The 17,242-nt window shown below is 41.0% G+C and carries 16 protein-coding genes; 9 read left to right on the forward strand and 7 right to left on the reverse strand.

Annotated elements, in window-relative coordinates:
- Positions 1-182 precede the first annotated feature (182 nt).
- The 9 genes from crtD (at position 183) to OQ5_RS0116870 (ending at position 6,573) form a co-directional block, all read left to right on the forward strand.
- On the forward strand, positions 183-1,655 hold the full coding sequence (gene crtD, locus OQ5_RS0116840; protein ID WP_016778607.1) for a 1-hydroxycarotenoid 3,4-desaturase CrtD: 1,473 nt from the start codon (positions 183-185) through the stop codon (positions 1,653-1,655).
- A gap of 403 nt (positions 1,656-2,058) precedes the next feature.
- Positions 2,059-2,652 carry a carotenoid biosynthesis protein gene (locus OQ5_RS0116845; protein WP_016778608.1) on the forward strand — a complete coding sequence of 198 codons (594 nt, stop codon included), beginning with the start codon at positions 2,059-2,061 and terminating at the stop codon, positions 2,650-2,652.
- Entirely contained in the window at positions 2,649-3,269 is a 621-nt protein-coding gene (locus OQ5_RS0116850; protein ID WP_016778609.1) for a lysophospholipid acyltransferase family protein, read from the forward strand. The genes OQ5_RS0116845 and OQ5_RS0116850 overlap by 4 nt, the downstream gene beginning before the upstream one ends.
- An 18-nt stretch (positions 3,270-3,287) precedes the next feature.
- A complete protein-coding gene (locus tag OQ5_RS21445; RefSeq protein ID WP_255297606.1) occupies positions 3,288-4,031 on the forward strand; it encodes a glycosyltransferase in 744 nt (247 codons plus the stop codon).
- Between the two features lie 16 nt (positions 4,032-4,047).
- Positions 4,048-4,377: a hypothetical protein gene (locus OQ5_RS24970; protein ID WP_255297607.1), complete on the forward strand. Its 330-nt coding sequence runs from the start codon at positions 4,048-4,050 to the stop codon at positions 4,375-4,377.
- Positions 4,356-4,931, forward strand: coding sequence for a hypothetical protein (locus OQ5_RS21450; RefSeq protein WP_016778610.1), 576 nt, complete (start codon positions 4,356-4,358; stop codon positions 4,929-4,931). The genes OQ5_RS24970 and OQ5_RS21450 overlap by 22 nt, the downstream gene beginning before the upstream one ends.
- Positions 4,932-4,962: 31 nt before the next feature.
- Positions 4,963-5,112, forward strand: a complete 150-nt coding sequence (locus OQ5_RS24975) for a hypothetical protein (RefSeq protein ID WP_016778611.1) — start codon at positions 4,963-4,965, stop codon at positions 5,110-5,112.
- Positions 5,113-5,187: 75 nt separating this feature from the next.
- Positions 5,188-5,961 (forward strand): 3'-5' exonuclease, encoded by a 774-nt coding sequence (locus OQ5_RS0116865; protein ID WP_016778612.1) that lies wholly within the window; start codon positions 5,188-5,190, stop codon positions 5,959-5,961.
- Positions 5,962-6,573, forward strand: coding sequence for a fumarylacetoacetate hydrolase family protein (locus OQ5_RS0116870; protein ID WP_016778613.1), 612 nt, complete (start codon positions 5,962-5,964; stop codon positions 6,571-6,573).
- A gap of 156 nt (positions 6,574-6,729) precedes the next feature.
- On the opposite strand, the gene OQ5_RS0116875 is transcribed toward OQ5_RS0116870, so the two are convergent.
- The 7 genes from OQ5_RS0116875 to OQ5_RS0116910 form a co-directional block, all read right to left on the reverse strand.
- Positions 6,730-8,268, reverse strand: a complete 1,539-nt coding sequence (locus OQ5_RS0116875; RefSeq protein WP_082179614.1) for an efflux RND transporter periplasmic adaptor subunit — start codon at positions 8,266-8,268, stop codon at positions 6,730-6,732.
- 50 nt (positions 8,269-8,318) lie between these two features.
- Positions 8,319-12,725, reverse strand: a complete 4,407-nt coding sequence (locus OQ5_RS0116880; protein ID WP_016778615.1) for a CusA/CzcA family heavy metal efflux RND transporter — start codon at positions 12,723-12,725, stop codon at positions 8,319-8,321.
- A gap of 260 nt (positions 12,726-12,985) precedes the next feature.
- The gene (locus OQ5_RS23665) at positions 12,986-13,393 is read right to left on the reverse strand and encodes a hypothetical protein (RefSeq protein WP_016778616.1); all 408 of its coding nucleotides are present in this window, start codon (positions 13,391-13,393) and stop codon (positions 12,986-12,988) included.
- A gap of 342 nt (positions 13,394-13,735) precedes the next feature.
- Positions 13,736-14,479, reverse strand: coding sequence for a superoxide dismutase (locus OQ5_RS0116895; protein ID WP_016778618.1), 744 nt, complete (start codon positions 14,477-14,479; stop codon positions 13,736-13,738).
- A gap of 58 nt (positions 14,480-14,537) precedes the next feature.
- A complete protein-coding gene (locus OQ5_RS21455) occupies positions 14,538-15,113 on the reverse strand; it encodes an ATP-binding protein (RefSeq protein WP_016778619.1) in 576 nt (191 codons plus the stop codon).
- 28 nt (positions 15,114-15,141) lie between these two features.
- Positions 15,142-15,372 (reverse strand): hypothetical protein, encoded by a 231-nt coding sequence (locus tag OQ5_RS0116905; RefSeq protein WP_016778620.1) that lies wholly within the window; start codon positions 15,370-15,372, stop codon positions 15,142-15,144.
- 342 nt (positions 15,373-15,714) lie between these two features.
- On the reverse strand, positions 15,715-16,929 hold the full coding sequence (locus tag OQ5_RS0116910; protein WP_016778621.1) for a cation:proton antiporter: 1,215 nt from the start codon (positions 16,927-16,929) through the stop codon (positions 15,715-15,717).
- Between the last annotated feature and the right edge of the window lie 313 nt (positions 16,930-17,242).

Below are 17,242 nucleotides of genomic sequence, written 5' to 3' on the forward strand. Positions count from 1 at the left end.
CAGGTTAAATTCAATAGAAATTATATTCAAAAAATCATCGCCCACATAAATGTTCAGAAATTTGAACTTATAGATAAACGTTTTATTTGTATATATCAATGTTATATTATTAAATAATAAAAATGTATGTACATCACCTAAACACATTAATGATAAGTTTTGTTTATATTTAAATATAAAAAATGAAACAAAATAAAATAACCATAATAGGAAGTGGTATTGGCGGAATAGCTTCTGCAATAAGGCTTGCCGCTAAAGGGCATAAAGTATTGGTACTCGAAAAAAATAAAGTAGCCGGAGGGAAAATGGGGCAAATAAAACATGACGGTTTTCGCTTTGATACAGGACCATCATTGTTTACTCTGCCACAACTGGTTGATGAGTTACTGAACATTGATAATTCACACAAACGTCATTCTTTCAATTACAAAAAACTGGAAAATGTATGCCGCTACTTTTACGAAGACGGTATTATCATCAATGCTCATGCAGAAGCATCTGAATTTGCCGGAGAAGTGGCTACCAAAATAGGAGAACCGAAAGATAACATTATAGAGTATCTGGCAAATGCAAAAAAACTTTACAATGCCACCTCGGATATTTTTATTTTCAATCCGTTGAATCGCGCATTGGAAACTGCAAAACGAATTACCCCATCAGCATTGAAGCCCCTTCTTAGGATAAACCCTCTGCGCACCATGCACAGGGAAAACTTAAGATGGTTTAAAAGCGATCATGTAATACAATTGTTCGACCGTTACGCTACGTATAATGGCTCTTCACCTTATCTTGCACCTTCTGTCCTGAAAGTTATCTCGCATCTGGAGCACAACACCGGTGCATATTTTCCTGAGAAGGGGATGTACAATATTGTTGAAGCTTTATATCACAAAGCTGTCAGCTTGGGCGTTGAATTCCGTTTCGGAACTGAAGCAACCGGGCTCATAATAAATAACAATACAATTACCGGCATAAAAACAAAAAAAGAAGACATTAAAACAGGCATTGTTGTATCGGATGTTGATGTAAACACGTTTTACAGGTACACCGGAAGAGAACTAACGAAGCCGAGGGCGGTAAAAAAATCATCGCTTTCCTCTTCGGCTATCATCTTTTATTGGGGAATGGACAGAACCTTTCCGGAACTGGACATTCATAACATTTTATTTTCAAAGGATTACAAAGGTGAATTCGATGCCATTTTCCATAAAAAAGAAATTTTCCCCGATCCTACAGTTTATATTTTCATCAGTTCGAAGGTTGTAAAAACCGACGCCCCGGAGAGATGCGAAAACTGGTTCGTAATGATCAACGTTCCCCCGCTTGGGGACAAATTCAGAAAGGAACACATAAATACAGCCCGACAAAATGTAATCGGAAAAATTCAGAAAGTACTTAATATTAATCCGGAAATGTATATCAGATTTGAAGAAGTGGCAACACCTGAAACCATACAAACGCTCACCGGATCATTTAAAGGGGCACTTTACGGAAATAATTCAAATTCTGTATGGTCGGCTTTTCTTAGGCACAAAAACCATTCGTCGAAATACAGAAACCTGTTTTTCACAGGTGGCAGCGTGCATCCCGGAGGAGGTATTCCTTTATGCCTGGCATCGGCCGGAATTGTTGAAAAAGAAATAGAAAGTATATGAATAAACAATAGATCGTTAGATTTTTAGATGTAAGATACAAGATGATTCGTATATCGTTGAAAATCTGCATTTTATCAAACAACACACACTTTAATCACAAGCAATTGACTTGCAGCGTGTTACAAAAGTTTAACGGACTATTGATGAGTGCGTGTCTATAAACTCGCAAAGGTTTTTACAATATGTGTGTCTGTTCAGAAAGTGCCAGTTGCAAGGCTTGCGAAGCAAATGGTACTTTATGGACAGACACTATTTAATAAGCTTAGCCGGCAGGCAAAAGGCAGATTACATCTAATGTCCAAAATTTTAACAATCTATTGAATGATAAAAACTATACAAAAAAATTACAAATAAACACCTTGTCGCGGAACGGGTCAATCGCTTTTGGCTTGTCTATTATTCGGTGGGATTGGCAGGATTTATACTTCCCGTCACACGCGACCTGTTCATGAGTCTTACGGGACTGACCATCATTATGTCCACAATACTGATGCTTTGGTTTCACAAGCCATGGAACAATCGTTTTATATTCGCATCCTCCACAGTATTTGCAGGAGGCATTCTTATTGAAGCATTAGGCGTAAACAGCGGAATGATCTTTGGAACTTACCATTACGGCGATATTCTTGGTCCCAAAATCATGAAAACGCCAATTCTTATTGGTCTAAACTGGCTGATGCTGATATATATTGTCTGGCAGCTGGTAAACAGCGTCCAAACCGACACTTTTACTAAACTAACTCTGGGGAGCACCATCATGGTTGGATACGATATCTTTCTGGAGCCGGTAGCAATGGCTGCTAACATGTGGAACTGGAGTTTAAACACGGTTACCATACAGAACTACCTGGCCTGGTTTGTTGTTTCATTTGTTTTTTTGTGGGTCTTTAAAATGTCGAACACAAACTATAATAACCCCGTTGCCTCAAGACTTTTGGCTGTTCAAGTTATTTTTTTCATGTTGCTCAATGTTGTAAACCAAATTTCCGGACTATGATCAAAGCTAACCACCATCCGTTTTTTGTCTGGTTTTTCCGGTTCTATACCAATATCATGATCCGGATTCATTTCCGGAAAGTATATGTGGAAGGTGATATCGAAAAAACAACAAATCCTTTGCTCATTGTCAGCAATCATTTTTCGTGGTGGGACGGATTTTTCATTCTCTGGCTCAACAATAAACTTTGGAAGAAAAGATTTTATGTTATGATGCTTGAAGAACAACTGGCAACACGAAAGTTTTTGTCCCGGACCGGTGCTTTTTCAATTAACCGCGGCCAACCTTCTGCCCGTCATTCACTTAAGTATGCAATTGAAATTCTGCAAAACAACGAAAATCTTCTGCTCATGTACCCGCAGGGAGAAATTCGCTCGCAACTGGAATATCCTGTTCACTTTGAAAGCGGGGCTGAATCTCTCATGAAAAGATCACAACCCGATGTAAAAATGATTGTAGTTCTGACAGACTATTTTTCATTCAGAAAACCTTCTCTTTTCTTTTATATTAAGAATGTTAATCCTCAAAACAAAAAGATAAACCTGGAAGCATCGTTTAATCATTTTATGCAGGAATGCATTGAAAGACAAAAAGCAAAAGTAATAACAGATCATTAGATTTTTAACATGACAATAATGAAAATACTGGCATTTTCGGCTATTCTGATACTTGCTTATCGCTGGTTGGTTTCCCTGTTTAACCTTATCACAGGCATACCTGATTATGCTGTAATGGAAAAGACAGATGGCGAAATATCGGTATTGATACCCGCGAGAAATGAAGCTGCCAATCTGCCCCGTCTTCTTCAGAGTCTGACAAGTTGTGACAAAACCATTGGAGAAATAATAATATATGACGACCAATCAGAAGATGAAACAGCCCTTGTTGTCAATCATTGGATGCAAAAAGACCCGCGCATCAGAATTATGAAAGGCAAAAATCTCCCTGCAGGATGGACCGGGAAAAATCATGCCTGTCATCAACTGGCCATGAATGCAAAAGGTAAATATTTGCTATTTCTGGATGCCGATGTTACGGTGGATCAATACGCCATCGATCTTGCTCTCTCACGAATGAAAAAAGACCAGTTGGTTTTGTTTTCGTTCTTTCCGCAACAAGAAATGATCACCATCGGAGAATGGCTGCTGGTAGCACAGGTTAATATTATCCTGGTTTCTTTATTGCCGCTGGCCATCCTGAATTATGTTCCGATTCCGGTAATGACGGCTGCCAATGGTCAGTTTATGATGTTTGACAGCCAGTGGTATAACCAATATTTCTTTCATGAAAAAGTACGTAACAATCCGGTAGAAGATGTTGCCATTGCTCAATATAATAAAAAAGAAAAAACAAAAGCTAAGGACAGCTCTTGCACCTGAAGGACTGAAGTGCCGAATGTATAACAATTACAGAGAAGCATTGCACGGACTCGCCCGAAGTGCTCGTTTTTTCTTTGGAGGCAGCATTGTTTTCGGATGGGTATATGTTCTCTTCTCACTTCTTGGCTGGCTTCCGGTCTTGCTGGCTTTTCCCTTGTTTGATCTTGTTATTTATTTCTTACTGTTATTCACAATGCGTACTTTCATTTCACAAATAAGCGGTCAGTCGATAATAAAAAATCTGATATTGATGCCTTTGCAACAAATCGGACTGCTTCATTTGTTTATTATAGCCACAAAACAGTTAATCGTAAAAAAAACCCTATGGAGAGGAAGACGAATTTAATCTTTGCATTCCTGTTGCTCATCTATTTTGCTTTGCCCTGGAATATGGCCGCGCAGAAAGAAGATAGTATATTTTACAGAAGCTATACCACCACCAACATGGAACCATGGAAAAGAACGATGGAGAAAATGGCCGAAGAACTGGAGCCAGAAAATTACAAACAACTTTTCGAAGTCACCCTGGCATGGTATGGTTACATAGGCTATTGCCTTGGCAACGATAAAGAACGCGAAGCAAAAAAATATCTGAAAAGCGGCTGGAAATTCCTTGAACAACTGGAAGAGATGCCTGAAGCCGGAGCAGCTCCACATGCTTTAAAAAGCGGTTTTTATGGTTTCGAAATGGCCCTTGCAAGGTATAAAGCAGTAATATTTGGCCCCAAGAGTCTTGCTACACTCAAAGAAGCTGCTGCAATCGATTCCTCAGATGTTCATTATCTTGTGGAAAAAGGCAATCAAATGTATTACACGCCTTCCGTTTTCGGAGGCGACAAAGAAACAGCACTCCGCCACTATGAGAAGGCAGTGATTACAATGGAAGCCGGAAAAAAATAATCATCAGAAGCACTGGTTTTACCTGAATACTTTGGTTACTCTCGGACACACATACGAAGCAGCCGGCTATATAAAACAGGCAAGGGAGGTTTATCAAAAAATACATAACCTTGAACCCGATTTCAAATGGTTCAACGAAGAAGTCTGGCCCGACTTTGTAGCAAAGCATGGACGTGAATAACCAAACTTTTTTAGGTATAACCCATACGAATAACTATTTTTGTCTCTTATTTTACAAATAAGAACCAAAAAAATCATGCAACTCAACTTAAAGAATCCCATCGTCTTTTTCGATCTCGAAACCACGGGTATAAATATTGCCAGTGACCGCATTGTTGAAATATCCATTCTGAAAATCAATACAGACGGCACAGAAGAATCAAAAACATTCAGGATTAATCCTGAAATGCCAATTCCCAAAAAAGCTTCTGACATTCATGGCATACATGATGCAGATGTAGCCGATGCTCCCACGTTCAAAGAAGTGGCACGCCAGTTGGCTGCGTTTATGGAAGGATGTGACATTGCCGGTTACAATTCCAATAAGTTTGACATTCCCCTTCTGGCCGAAGAGTTTATCCGTGCCGAAGTGGACTTTGACATGACAAGACGTAAATTTATTGATGTCCAAACCATCTTTCATAAAATGGAAAAACGTACCCTTGAAGCAGCTTACCAGTTTTACTGTGATAAAAATCTGGACGACGCCCACAGCGCCGAAGCTGATACACGTGCTACGTATGAAGTACTGAAAGCCCAGCTCGACAGGTACAAAAACCTTAAAAACGACATAGAGTGGCTGTCGAAATTCTCGGCGCACAACAACAATGCTGATTTTGCCGGAAGAATCATTTTCAACGATAAAGGCGAAGAAGTATTCAACTTTGGGAAATATAAAGGTCAGAAAGTTACAGACGTCCTCGAAAAAGACCCCGGCTATTACGGGTGGATGATGAATGGTGATTTTCCGCTGTTTACAAAGAAAGTGCTGACAAATATTAAGTTAAGAAACGCTTTTAATAAAGGTTGAATGAAAATTCTCTGTATCGGACGAAACTACATCGAACACACCAAAGAACTAAACAATCCGCTGCCAACAGAACCGGTAATATTTTCAAAGCCCGATTCGGCGCTTCTGAGAAACAACGATCCATTTTTCCTGCCCGATTTTGCCAATTCGTTCCATCATGAAGTGGAAATTGTTGTACGCATCAACCGCCTGGGAAAAAACATTGAAGAAAAATTTGCACACCGTTACTATGAGGAAATAGGGCTTGGCATTGACTTTACCGCCCGGGACCTGCAGGATGAATTAAAGAAAAAAGGCCTCCCCTGGGAAAAATGCAAAGCATTTGACAGTTCGGCTGTGATTTCGAAGTTTGTCAGCAAAGATCATTTTCCTGATATCAATAATCTCAATTTCCATTTAGATGTTAACGGTGAAATCCGCCAAAAGGGAAACACTTCCGACATGATCTTCAGCATCGATCAGATTATCGCACAAGTATCAAAATATTTCACCCTGAAAATCGGTGATCTCATTTACACAGGTACTCCATCAGGTGTTGGTCCCGTAAAAATCGGCGATCGTCTTCGTGGATTTATCGAAAATGAGCCGTTTTTCGATTTTCAGGTAAAATAGTAAAGAGCATGGGGCAAAGGGCAAAGAGCATGGAGCATGGAGCTAATTTAAAAAGTTTTTTTGTTAATGGAGTGTTTTTTAGCATAAGCCAAAACTCCATCAGAAATCTAAACTCCATGCTCTTTGCCCTTTGCTCTTTGCCCTTTGCCCGACGCTCTAATGGGCGTGGCCGTGATGCCCGGCTGCACCTTTTTTCATCTCCGACAACAATGCAGCGGCATTTTCTACTGCGAACCACTCATTTTGAACTGCTGAATCAGCAAAGATGACTTCTACAAGTCCACCTTCAGAAACACCACTGTTCACCACAATACGTTCGAAAATACAATGATCCTGATGCGCTGTTACGTCACCATGTTGATGCTCCCCGGCTTCATGTCCATGTTCATTTGCGAGGCTTTCATGGTCTTGCCGATCATTATTTCTCAAACGTTCATCGCTTTGATGGTCATCAATCAGGCGAAACACATATTCCTTTCCCTGGTCTGAAACAACGGCTTCCTCTGGCAATGCCAATACCTCATCATCCCCGATCTGAATATGGGCAACAACTGCCATTCCGGGCAGCAAAACATCGTTTTTATCTTCAATTTCTGCATGAACCAGCGCAGTTCTGGATTTCTCATCAAAACGGCCCGACTTTTTCAAAATGGTTCCATAAAAAGGTCCCGGCAATTGACCATTGGCCAGGTTAAAAGTCATTCGCTGACCGGGTTCAATTCTTGCCAGGTCTTTTTCATAAACAGCCATATCCAAATGTGCTTTTTCATTATCGGCTATATGAAACAACTCCTGATTGCCAGACACCGGGACACCGTTATTCACCATCACTTCTGTTACAATACCAGATGCTGGCGCTTTAAGCGGATAACTGCCTCTCAGATTTTCAGCATTAACCCGACCGGGATCAATGTTTATCATCCTTAATTTCTGTTTCAGGCTTTGTAACCTTGTCAGGTTGTTCTTATATTCAGATTCCATCTTTTGCACTGTCCTTGCTGAATTAACACTGTCGCGAAACAACCGGCTCTGACGGGCGAATTCCTTTTTAAGAAATTCGTGATTGTTAAATGCGTCAAGATAATCTTTCTGAAGATCAACAACATCAGGATGCTCAATGTGTGCCAGAACATCGCCTTCATGCACATAGTCGCCTTCAATTACTGAAATATCTTTAACCACACCACCAATAAAAGGACTAACTGATGATTCATGGGCCGGAGGCAAAGCTATACTACCAAAAGCCTTTATCACATCCGACAAATGCTCTTTTGAAGGCCGCCCTAATTTGATGTCAACGCTTTTCATTTGTGTGGAAGTAACCAGCACCTGGTTTTCAGATAATTCCTCTCTAATGGCCATCAAACTTCCCCGGGCGTGATTATGCGCTTCATGACCGCTTTGTTCATGCGGATCATCCGTTTCAGACTCATTGTGAACTGTTTGGCGTGACACATTTCCACAACCGGCCAATCCAATATAAAGAACCGCCAAAGCTGTCAGAATAACTATTTGAGAGGTGCAGACCCTTTTTTCTGCCCGGGCAGAACGACTATCCTCAATACGTTTCGACCTACGACCGCTCTCAGTTTGTTGAAACGCGCAATCACTCTTTATTGATTGAAAGATTCGGTCGTACTCTGTTGGTTGAGACGCACGATCGTGCGTCTTTACATCTGTATCTGTGAGTTTCATTTTATTACCTTTTATGATTTCAGTAGTTTGAGATGCTCAAAGTTGTCTTTTTACCTTTCACTCTCTCTAACATCCAAGCCTCTGCCTGTTAAATAGTTTAATTCAATAACTGCATCGTTGTATGCTTTCACCAGTATCAGATAATCCAACCTTATAGTTGTGGCCTGATCGAAATACTGAATGTATTGCAGATAATCGATATTACCTTCACGATACTGAAGAGTAGCATTTTTTGAGATCAAACCTGCTTCTTTCAGCCGGCTTTCCCGGAAGAATTTCAATTGTTGATGGTAGTTGTTCACTTTGTTCAAAAGATTTTGAAATTCTGTTTCCAAAGATTTTTGAATGATCCGGTGTTGCTCTCCTGCTATTTCTGCATCGATACGGGCACTTCGGTTTTTAGCATGCTCCCCACGGAAGTTGATGGGAATTTTCAGTCCGACTTCAAAAGCGCTGAATCCACTACCGCCATTCACATCTGTTTTACTTAAACGAACAAAAGGATCGGGCCATGACAATGAACGAATAACTTTACTCTCTGCTTTCGATGCACTCAGTCTGCCTTCCGAAACCATGAGATCCGGATTGGCGTCGGGCAACCTTTGTCCGACAGTATCCAAAGGAAACGGATAAACTGTCAGCGTCGAATCTTCAACTTTAACAGGAGTATCAGAAAACAGCGTTTCCTGAAGTCGGTTCAGGCTGTTTTGTAACTCCATCTCAGCCCTTTCCTTATCCTGCAGAATTGATTTATATTTCGATTGTGCCGAAACTTTTTCCAGATAAGAAATATCTCCGGTCTCATATTTCAACTCTCCGGCTTCGTAGAGTTCAGAAAAGTACGATTCCAATTGTTGCATCAACGCAAGCTTCTCTTTGGCAAAAAGAACATCATTCCAGGCTTCTTTTACATCACGTATCACCAGTGCTTTCGCGCGGTTCAGACGCAACCGGTAAAGTTCAATATTCTTATTGGCCAGTTTCCCGCGAGCTACATACCCGGCAGGATTGCTAAATTCTTGTTCTACCGACCATTTTTGACGGCCGCTTCCCTCATTTTCGTTTTCATAAACCACTTTAGTATCGGGCAAATTAAAAGCAGCGACTTTCTCTTTTTGCTGCTGCTCAACACCAAGAATGCCGGTCTTAATCTCCGGATGATTGTCCAGAGCCATCTGTATGGCTTCTTTCAATGAAAGTAGCTCCGGGTGTTGTCCCTGAAGAGAGGATGGCACAATCAGCATTCCTGCAACCAGGAAAAAGAAAAACGATCTCATACCATGTTTTTCAGAAGAATTATTCCTGGCCAGTACCTGAGACAGGAGAGGAATCCTGATAGTTTTTGCTTTAAAAGTGTAAATAATCGGCAATAAAAACAGCGTTAAAAATGTTGCAGTTATCAATCCACCGACAACAACTGTTGCCAAAGGGCGCTGAACTTCTGCACCAGATGATGTTGACACGGCCATTGGCAGAAAGCCCAGCGCATCGGTCAGTGCTGTCAGAATAACCGGACGAAGCCGCATATCAGTGCCATGATAGACACGTCGAAAGACATTGTTAACGCCTTCGGCTCTCAGTTCATTGAAGAAACTCATCAACACCACGCCATTAAGCACAGCTATACCAAACAAGGCAATGAATCCGACACCTGCCGAGATGCTAAAAGGCATTCCGCGTATCCACAAAGAAAAGACGCCACCAATGGCCGCCAGGGGAACTGCCGAAAATACCAGCAACGCTTGTCGTGACGAGCCAAACGTAAAATAAAGAAGAATAAAGATAAAAGCCAGAACCAATGGTACCACCCATGCAAGCCGTTGTTTGGCACTTTGAAGACTCTTGAAATCACCTTCGTAAGAAATGCTGTATCCCCGGGGCAGATTCAGTTCCGAATCCAGCTTTTGTTTTACCTCTTCAACAAATGATTCGGTATCACGATTCCCGATATTAATATCCACTTCAAGTTTCCGCTTCACACCTTCGCGCGAAATAGCTGCAGGGCCTGTCTGCATTCTGATATCTGCCACCTCACTCAACTTCACCTGGTTGCCGTCAGGTCTTTTAAGATATAAATCGCCAACAGCTTCAGGATCGTTTCTGAACTGCTCATCCAAACGGACTACCTGTGAGAACTGACGCTCGCCTTCATAAATAATACCTGCCTTAGCGCCTGAGTAGGCTGCCTGTATGGTACGATTGACCGTTTCTATATTCAGCCCGTATTGAGCCAGTTTATCACGATCGTACCTTACAACCAGCTGGGGCAATCCTATCACCTTTTGCACATTCAAATCACCGGCACCAGGAATGTCTTCAATGATTTTACGTGCCCGATTTCCGTAATGAAAGAGGGTGTCAAGATTTTCTCCGTATATATTTAGCAAAACATCGGCCGATGAACCTGTAAGCAAGTGGTTAAACAGCATCTCTACCGGCTGTGCAAAAAAGAAACTCACACCCGGAACAGCTGCTGACATCTCATCCTTCATCAGTTCTTCCAGCTCATCCCTGGTTTCTGCCCTCACCCATTCATCTTTGGGAGAAAGGTTTATAACCATTTTGGCCATTTCGAGCGACATCGGGTCGGTAGGAATTTCGCCGGTACCGATTTTTGTAGCCACCTGTTCCACTTCATCCGGAAATTTCTCCATCAGCACCTTTTCCAGTTTGGTATTGATGTCCACAGTTTCCGTGAGTGAAGTTCCGGGTTGTAACAATGGATGAATGGCGAAATCGCCTTCATCAAGTTGTGGGATGAAAACCGCTCCAAGGCGGGTAAAAATTACCAGGGCAATTATAAACAGCACGATAACTCCGCCGGTAACAGCATAACGATAGTGCAGAGCTACTCGTAATATTTTCCGATAGCTTTTACGAATTTGTCCGATGACCCTGTCTGCCAGCCTGGGTTTGTCTGTTGTCTCAGGTCTTAAAATCCATGAAGCCATCATGGGAACATAAGTCAGACAAAGTATGATGGCCCCCACAAGGGCTGTCCCAAATGTGATGGCCATAGGACGGAACATCTTTCCTTCCTGGCCAGTAAGCGTCAGGATAGGAATAAAGACAATCAAAATAATCAGCTGACCGAAAATGGCAGTACGCATCATACGCCCGGAAGCCCGGATAGTGATTTCTTCAACCCTTTGTTTTGTCTGTCTTCCGCTTAATTGCTTGAAATGTGAAACTCTCAGGCTTATCTGATACACTACAAACTCCACAATAATTACTGCTCCGTCGATAATTATTCCAAAGTCTACCGCTCCGAGGCTGATCAGATTAGCCGACAAATCGAAAGTGTACATTATGCCCAGTGCAAACAGCAACGAAAGCGGAATAACAGAAGCTGTAATGAGTCCCGAGCGAAAATTTCCCATCAGGAAGACCAAAACAAAAATGACAATCAATGCACCCAGAACAAGGTTTTCAACAACCGTGGCCGTTGTATCTTTGATAAGCGATGAACGGTCCAGAAAAGGCTCAATTTGAACACCTTCGGGCAGGGCTTCTTCAACCCGCGGCAAGCGCTCCTTTACATTGGCAATAACTTCGGCAGGATTTTCTCCCCTCAGCATCATCACTTTACCACCTACAGCTTCACCTTTGCCATTGTAGGTAAATGCACCAAACCGCGGGGCATGCCCGAACTGCACTTTAGCCACATCGCCAATACGCAACGGCACCCCGTTCTGTTCTTTAATAACCGTTGAGCGAATATCATCAAGCGAAGTTGTTAAGCCCTCACCACGGATAAAATAGGCCCTTCGATTCTTTTCAATGTAACTTCCTCCTGTATTGGCATTATTCTTTTTAAGTGCTTCGAAAATATCAGTGATGGTCAGATCATAACTACGGAGCCTGTCGGGATTCACAGCCACTTCGTATTGCTTCAGATAGCCTCCCATGGTATTAACGCCTACCACTCCGGGAATATTAATGAGTTCCTTCTTTACTATCCAATCCTGAATTTCCCGCAAATCGGTAGCAGAATAGCGATCTTCGTAGCCTTCCTTAGCACTGATAACATACTGATAAATTTCTCCCAAACCACTTGTTAAAGGGCCCATCGACGGCTCACCAACACCGGCAGGCAATTTTCCGGAGACACTTTTAATCTTTTCAGATACCAGCTGACGGGGTTTGTACATTCCCATGTTTTCTTCGAAAACAAGGGTGATGTCGGACAAGCCAAATTTAGATTTGGAACGAATCTCGATTAACCCCGGAAGGTTACCCATCTCCAGTTCCACCGGATAAGTAATGAGCCGTTCTATTTCCTCTGTTGCCAGATCGGGGGCATAAGTGGTTACTTTTACCTGATTGTTGGTCAGGTCGGGAACCGTATTCAGCGGCAAATGCAGTAACGCATATACACCCCACCCTATCCAGGCAAAAATAAACAGCCCCACAATAAACTTGTTCTTTATTGAAAAGGCAATTATTTTGTTAATCATTTACTGGTTTTTTGAAGTTTGGCAATAAACAGATCGTTAGGCTTTCAGAATCTTGAGATTATATCCCTCACAACTCTGAACAGTATATACATTAAGCCGCAACGAACTATTAACCCGATTCTTGCAGGCAATCGGCCTCCCGGCTTTCTGTGCAAGAACATTGGTATTATTTGAATAAACTCTTTTGGTAAGTCTTTCGGTAATAACATTACCCGGATGAGCCGGGACAATATGACTTGTAATTGCCGAAAGAAAAGAAACTATGCCAATGGCGGGCCCCGGTGAGGGAAAACAGAAAGAATAAATATATCTAAAGACGGTGAATTGGGGATAAATACACGGATAATCCGATTGCCAGATTCATCATCAACCGCTGACGTAACATATAATAAAAACAAGTTAGAATCATTAACCTCCCAGGGTTGACTAATTTTAACAATGCTATTTCGTTCAACAGTTATATCATTGAATGCATGGCAATGATTTCGGGCGTCATCAAAGGGTTCATTATGTCCATGGGAATATTCGCAGGAAGTAGAATCTCCCGCAACCGGAACATTCACATAAACCGAATGGAAATGATGATGATGGGGAATGACCTCATGTAAAAAGATGACCAGACCGGCCATCCAAAGCAAGAAAAGAGCAATATTTTTCCACCTGGTCATCCGTATAAAATTTTTCTATTAAGTTATCCGGGTCACAAATGAGTGCAGTCTAAAAAGCATATTTTTGTCAAAATCAAGGCGTTTTAAATTTTTGCACCGAAGTTAACTCGTTGTTAATGAGGATGCAAAAATTTAAAACAATACAGAGTTTGGCAATAAAGATGCTTTTTAGACCGAGTCACAAATATATAAAAAAAGAAGGCAGAAGCAGTACCTGAAGTTCCTCCTCTGCCTGTTGAAATAAATTTTTTTCCCTCTCCTCAGTATCAGATACCACTGAAAGAGGGATTTTCTGTTAAATACTTGGTTTTGCGGAAGCTGAAATTTCGACTACAGACTAAATTATCCCTTCCATTCCCCTTTATTCGCCATTTCCCAGCGCTTACTTACGGTTTTCCAGTTGACCACATTCCAAAAATTATCAACATAATCGCCACGTTTATTCTGATATTTCAGGTAATAAGCATGTTCCCAAACATCGAGTGCCAACAGCGGAATACCACGCTCATCCGAAACATCCATCAAGGGGTTGTCCTGATTCGGGGTGGAAGTTATCTTCAGGTTTTTGTCTGTATCCATATACAGCCATGCCCAACCGCTTCCGAAATGTGATTTGGCAGCATTGCCAAACTCCTTTTTAAATTCGTCAAACGACCCGAAGCTCTTCACCAATGCATTTAGTAACCTGGCAGAAGGGTCACCACCATCGGGTGACATATTGTCCCAAAACAAGCGGTGATTGTAGTAACCACCACCATTATTACGCACCGATTCACTATGTCGGGATATATTGGCAAAAATATGATGCATAGGCGTGGTTTCCATATCGGTACCTTCGATGGCTGCCATGAACTTGCTATAATAGCCGCGATGGTGTTTATCGTAATGCAGCTCCATTGTCTGAGCATCGATATAGGGTTCAAGAGCGTTGTAAGCATAGCCCAGCTCCGGAAATTTGTGTTTCTCAATGGAACCTGCAGCGACTGCAGCGGCAGCTCCATTATTACTACCCTGTTTTTGACCTGCCGGCATGCATGCACCTACGGCAGCCATACCCATCAGTGAAAGAAAATGACGTCGTTCCATATCAATTCTTTTTATTGGTTCTAAATTATAGAAACATGCTATTGTCCAAATTGTTCGGTCAAAAAATCAGTTTTAAACGGTCTCTGCCCAGCGCTGAAACAATACCTCTTAACCAGGAATCAGTGTTTCGTTCGGGATAGTTTGTTATTTGCTGAAATTCATCAATAGCTATCACCACATCAAACTCTTGCTTTTCAAGATAGCTGAGGATAGAGCGAATGCTGGTCTCTGTTTCGTCCGTTTGCTGCTGATTAAAAGAAACCCGAGGAGTATTTGTTAGCGGATCATATCTAATCACGGGCCGAAGGGTCTTCAGAAAATTCAAAAAACGTTTCCCGGGATTTCCTTTCTCCGACAGAGCATTCATAATGGCCGAAGCCATAACATTTAAAAACTGGGAAAGATTTTCGGTAGCAAGAATGTCCACATAAATGCTCCTCCAATTTTCAGGCAGTTGATAAAACAGGTGCTTAATAAGACCTGTCTTCCCGATTCTCCTGATAGATACAAGTGCAGTATTACTCCCGTTTTGGAGGTTGGACAACAATTGACCGGTTTCTTTTTCCCTGTCACAAAAATATTCAGGACTGTGATAACCTGTAGTCAGAAATGGATTGGCCGGTTTCTTTTTCATGATTATTCCAAAATTTACAAATTGTAAATTACAAAATCGCAAAAAATACTAACACCAAAGTAAATAATGGCCCCGCCAGATAAAATATTACTTGTTGTTGGTCATCAATAGTTGCCCCATCCGGAAAACGAACCATATTTAGGGACATCTTCATGTCATAACCCATGCTGGTTCCGGCAATAAAATGTCCCAGTTCATGGAATATCATGACCAAAAGTACTGATACAAAAGGAATAATGTAAATATTGGGTTTTCTCATGCTGCACGAAGAATGTGTTCAATATTTTGGATCTTCAAATCATTGCCAACCAAAATAGAATAAATGCAATGTGTCTCATTACAATAGTCCGTTATACTTTTGCAAACACCTTAGATTTAATTGGTTAGATTTAATGGGCTTGCTTTGATAATATACAGATTTTCAATGGTATACGAATCATCTTATATCTTATATCTAATAATCTAACGATCTAATGTCATTAGAGGCTCCTAAAAAGTCAGCAGTCTGTTTCAAATTTACTTTCCATTGTTCTTTTTGGCATTGCCCCAAAACACAAAAAAAAGTCAACTTAAAAAGGCTGATAGCCAAGAATCCATTCCTCTAATTTTCAATCTCCCCTGCCCTTTTCAGAGAATATTTCGAAATAACAGGGCCCAACAATTCGTGAATAATTGCTGTCCCTATAACAACAGTCATGATAAGTGTAGAAAAAACCTGAAAGGCCTGTTCTTTGGAAACAAGCAGTGCAAGACCAATTACTATTCCTCCCTGGGGAAGCAGACCTCCTGCCGTATATCTTTTCACAGGTTTTGAAATATCCAACAGGGTTGATGAACTTAGTATTCCGCCATATTTCCCCAGTGCACGTGCAACAATAAACAAAATAACCAATGCCGAATTACCTGAAAGCAGGGATATATTCAGATGTAGGCCGGAAAGTGTAAAGAAAATTACAAAAATCAATTCTTCAGTATACCGTTCTACTACCCCAAAAATTTCTTCTTTTTGTTGATTAAAATTAACAACGATTACGCCCATTGCCAGGGTGGAAAGCAACTCATCTAAACCCAGATAAGCTGAAGTCCCGAAGCACAAAATCAAAATCCCGAGAATCAGAACGATCATGGCACCTTCTGTCTCCCGCTTAAAAATACGCGATAACAGGTTCAGTATTAATCCAAAGGTAATTCCAACAATGATGGCCAACCCTATTTCTGAAAACAGGTGTTCAATGGCATTAATGAACGAAACGTCGGTATTCCCCATCAAAAATTTTGCAAATGCCATAGATAAAGTAAACATAACGATACCCATAATATCGTCAAAAGCAGCTATTCCCAGCACAGAAGAACTCACTGGTCCTTTGGCTTTGTATTCTCTGATAACTGCCAGTGTTGCCGAGGGATCCGTAGGCGCTGCCAGTGACGCCAATATCATACTGAAAGCCAAAGAAAAATAGACAGAATTAAAAATCGAAAAAACATATTCCACTGCCACAAACAACATCACGAATACCGAAAGATAGGCAAGGACGGACTCTGCAAGAGTCATAATAAAATAATTTCTGCCTTCTCTTTTTATTTTATCAAACGATAATGAACCGCCAATATGGAAAGTAATCACAGCCAAAGAAATATCAATCAATGGCTCACCCGTCTCAATAAAAGAGTTCGGCACAATTCCCAAAACCTGCGGATTCAAAAATATGCCCGCCACAATGTAACCCGATATCTTTGGAAGTGAAATTTTTGCAGCCAGTTCGCCAAGTAAAAATCCGGAAAAAATTACTATGCCCGTTATCAATAATATGCTCATTTGGTATCAATAATTTTAAAATTGTTAGTAAAACCAAAAACAAATAGCAACTCGCTCATAATATTAAAAACTTTGCGTCACGGTTTCTCTGCGTTTTAGCTTTTTTAACGAAATATCGGGTTGAATTATTCTGCTAAAATCGGTTTCCACGGGAAATTTTACAAGTTTTTTAGCAAATTCTGTAAAACAGATGTTCATGTCCGTTGTTATATTTGCAAACAGTCTAAACGCAAAAGCGCTAAAACAAGGAGAAAAGGTAGATGAGTGTTGAGCGTAGTATTAATTTATGCGTGTCTATAAACTCGCAAAAAAT

It is taken from the genome of Anaerophaga thermohalophila str. Valhall, assembly GCF_000250735.1.
Taxonomy (GTDB): Bacteria; Bacteroidota; Bacteroidia; order Bacteroidales; family Marinilabiliaceae; genus Anaerophaga; species Anaerophaga thermohalophila_A.